Source organism: Sulfurihydrogenibium sp. (assembly GCF_027448985.1).
Lineage (GTDB): Bacteria > Aquificota > Aquificia > Aquificales > Hydrogenothermaceae > Sulfurihydrogenibium.
The window spans coordinates 1-3,441 of the sequence record NZ_DAIDMN010000104.1; the positions used below are offsets into that span (position 1 = coordinate 1).

Below are 3,441 nucleotides of genomic sequence, written 5' to 3' on the forward strand. Positions count from 1 at the left end.
GAAATTGGGTAAGTCTTATGTATCCAATCTTTCCATTTTCAAACTCTTTTGTTTTTACACTTTTTACTTTTATTATATCTCTAATTAGTTCTACCTTAAAAGGTTTATCTATACCTTTTCTAAATATAGTAAGGGTTACTTTTGTTCCGGGTTTTCCTCTCATTTTTTTTACAGCTTGAAAAAGAGTCATTTTATCTGTAGGTTCTCCATCTATTTCAACTATCCAGTCTCCTGGCTTTATTCCGGCTTTGTATGCCGGTGTATCTTCTATTGGAGATACTACTAAAAGTTTGTTGTTTTCCATAGTAACTTCCATCCCAAGTCCACCAAATTCCCCTTGTGTTTCAGAAGTAAACTCTTTAAACTCTTCCGGAGTAAAGAATGTTGAGTATGGGTCAAGAGATGACAAAAGACCTCTCAATGAACCATATAAAAGTTTTTTTGAATCTGTAGGTTCTACATAGTTATCTTCTACCAGTTTTAGTACGTCTGTATAAGTTCTTATTATCTGAATATCTTCAGAGTAATCTGTCTTGGTGGATTTTGCGTTTAATCCAAAACTCATTCCGGCTACAAAGATTAACATTACACCCAAAACCATTGAGACTTTACTTTTCATGTTTACTCCTTTGAAAATTTTTTTATTAAATTTTAGTATATCATAATCTTAACTATGTAAAATACCATTGAATTCCTCTATTGTAAGTTTAGGGTATTCTTCTATCTGGATATTTTCTAATAAATGGTTAACTTTACTCATGCCTATCAAAACGGTGCCAACTCCTGGAGTACTTCTTACAAACTGAATAGGAACATGTATATCTTTTTCAACCTTAAAGAGTTTCTTTACTCTATCATCAAGAGGTCTTAGAATTCTTCCTTGGAATAAAGGTGCACTTATATACGTATAAATGCCTAAGAGCTGAGCAAGTTCCAAGGTAGAGTAGTATTTGTTATTGTAAGGTTGGTTTTTTAAAGTGTAAGCTTCGGTCATTGCAAGGTTGTATGGAAGCTGTATAAATCTAAAATGATGGTTTTCTCCACCTACTTCTTTTGCTATATTAAAAATTTCAAAAAGATTCAAATGTTGTTTATGTTCAACAGGAACCCTAAATCCATTCCATGTAGCTAAACCGTAGTACTTTAATTTACCTTCATTAACTTTACCTTCCAATAAACGGAAAACTGTCCATAGTTTTCTGTAAAACTTTTCTTTATCTACAATCTGAAGTTGGTCTTCCGGATTGTGTAAAAAGTATACATCTAAGTAATCCGTATTTAGATTTTGTAAACTTTTTTCAAAAGACCAATCTATGTATTTAGGTGTAATGATATTACCGTAAGGAGTTATATCTTCTTTTGTTATTATTCCTTTTTCAAGAAAGTTCTCTTTTAGATATTTTGTTATATCAAAGATGTTCAGTCTCTTGTCTCTTGGGAAATATCCTCCTTTTGTTGAGATGATTAATTTTTCTCTTCCTACTTCTTTTATAACTTCTCCTATCGTTCTTTCACTTTCCATATCTCTGTAATTTATCGCTGTATCTACAACGTTAACACCAAGTTCTATGCCTTTTTTTATCGTGTTTTTGTAGTTTTGGTTTGTTTCTTCATCTGGATTTCCCAAATATGTTCCTATACCTATCTCTGATAGTGTTAAATCTAAAAATGTTTTATAGTTCATAACTTTCACCTTCTTTTATTTGGATTCTTTTTAATAAATAATTTTCTGTGTCTAAAAATAATGCTTGGAAGATATACTTTCCTTCTTCCGGCTCATACTTTATAGGCATTCCTGTAATAAACTTTTCTATAATCTGCTCTTTTCTTACACCAATAACAGAATCGTATGGACCAGTTAAACCTACATCGGATATGTACGCGGTTTTTTGAGGTAAAAATCTCTCATCTGCTGTTTGAACGTGGGTATGGGTCCCAAAGACCATTGTGGCTCTTCCATCTACATAATAACCAAAGGCTTGTTTTTCAGATGTTGCTTCCCCATGGAAATCAACTATTATGTAATCTGATTCATTTTTTACATTTTGATAGATTGTATCAAAAGTTCTAAATGGACAGTCCAAAGGAAGTCCCATGAAAACTCTTCCCATAAGGTTTATTACTGTAATACTCTTTCCGTCCTTTTGATAGGTTTTAAAACCTTTTCCTTTTGCCAAGGGTGGAAGATTTGCAGGTCTTAAGAGTTTTTCATCATCAATGATAGCAAAGACTTCTTTTTTATCAAAAGTGTGGTTTCCAGATGTGATTACGTCAACTCCAGCGGATATTACCTCGTCAAAAGTTGGTTTGGTTATTCCGCTTCCGTGGGCTAAATTTTCTCCGTTTAACACTACAAAATCTACTTTCAGTTTTTCTTTTAAGGAAGGGAGAACCTCTTTGACGGCTCTCCTTCCGGTTTTTCCTATAACATCACCTATAACCAAAAATTTCATATTTCACCTACTTAGCAACTTCTACAAATCTTGACTCTCTAATTGTAACAACTTTTATCTGTCCTGGAAACTCTACTTCTTTTTCTATTCTTTTTGCTATCTCTTTTGTTAGTAAGTATGCTTCTTCGTCTGTAAGTTTTTCTGCGTTGACTATAACTCTAACTTCCCTTCCTGCTTGTATTGCAAAAGATTTTTCTACATTTTCAAAGGAGTTAACGATTGCTTCTATTTTTTCAAGTCTGTTTATGTAGGATTGTAATACTTCTCTTCTTGCCCCTGGTCTTGCAGCAGACAATGCATCTGCAGCGGCAACTAAAACAGCTTCTGGATATCTTGCAGGTTCGTCTCCATGGTGATAAAGAATTGCATTTATAACATAATCTGGTTCTCCGTATCTTTTAGCAATTTCTGCTCCAACTTTAGAGTGAGCTCCTCCTACCTCGTGGGATATAGCTTTTCCTATATCGTGCATTAAACCGCCTCTTTTTGCCATCTTTTCGTCAAGTCCAAGCATAGCAGCCATCATTCCGGCTAAGTATGCAACTTCTTTTGTGTGGAGTAAAACGTTTTGTGTGTATGATGTTCTATAGTTGAGTTTTCCTATGTAATAGTAAAGTTCCGGATGGACGTCCGTAAATCCAAGTTCAAGACATGTCTCTTCTCCAAGCTTTCTTATGTGTTGGTCCATCTCTTCTTTTACTTTTTCAACTACTTCTTCTATTCTACCTGGATGTATTCTACCATCTGCGATAAGTCTTTCTAAAGCAGTTTTTGCAATCTCTCTTCTTAATGGGTCAAAAGAAGATATTGTCACTATATCCGGAGTATCATCTATAATAAGGTCCACACCTGTTGCCATCTCGAATGCCCTTATATTCCTTCCTTCCCTACCTATAATTCTTCCTTTTATGTCGTTACTTGGAAGGTCAACAACAGAAACTGTGTAAGAGGTGGTTTAATGCACGATATAGGAAAAGCTATATCCCAC

Annotated in this window: 3 protein-coding genes and 1 pseudogene; all 4 read right to left on the reverse strand. The window is 34.2% G+C overall.

Annotation, left to right across the window (positions count from 1 at the left end; all coding sequences use genetic code 11):
• A partial coding sequence (locus NE054_RS07370) for a PDZ domain-containing protein (protein ID WP_297890243.1) occupies positions 1 to 619 on the reverse strand: 619 nt, incomplete at its 3' end.
• Positions 620 to 667: 48 nt separating this feature from the next.
• Positions 668 to 1,684 (reverse strand): aldo/keto reductase, encoded by a 1,017-nt coding sequence (locus NE054_RS07375; protein ID WP_297890245.1) that lies wholly within the window; start codon positions 1,682 to 1,684, stop codon positions 668 to 670.
• Positions 1,674 to 2,453 carry a TIGR00282 family metallophosphoesterase gene (locus NE054_RS07380; RefSeq protein WP_297890246.1) on the reverse strand — a complete coding sequence of 260 codons (780 nt, stop codon included), beginning with the start codon at positions 2,451 to 2,453 and terminating at the stop codon, positions 1,674 to 1,676. The genes NE054_RS07375 and NE054_RS07380 overlap by 11 nt, the downstream gene beginning before the upstream one ends.
• A 7-nt stretch (positions 2,454 to 2,460) precedes the next feature.
• Positions 2,461 to 3,402 (reverse strand): annotated as a pseudogene (gene rny, locus NE054_RS07385) (ribonuclease Y); the annotation flags it as partial.
• Between the last annotated feature and the right edge of the window lie 39 nt (positions 3,403 to 3,441).

Excerpts from the sequence above, each read along its gene's own strand:
- NE054_RS07380 (WP_297890246.1), bottom strand. The coding sequence starts at position 2,453 with ATGAAATTTTTGGTTATAGGTGATGTTATAGGAAAAACCGGAAGGAGA.
- NE054_RS07375 (WP_297890245.1), bottom strand. The coding sequence starts at position 1,684 with ATGAACTATAAAACATTTTTAGATTTAACACTATCAGAGATAGGTATA.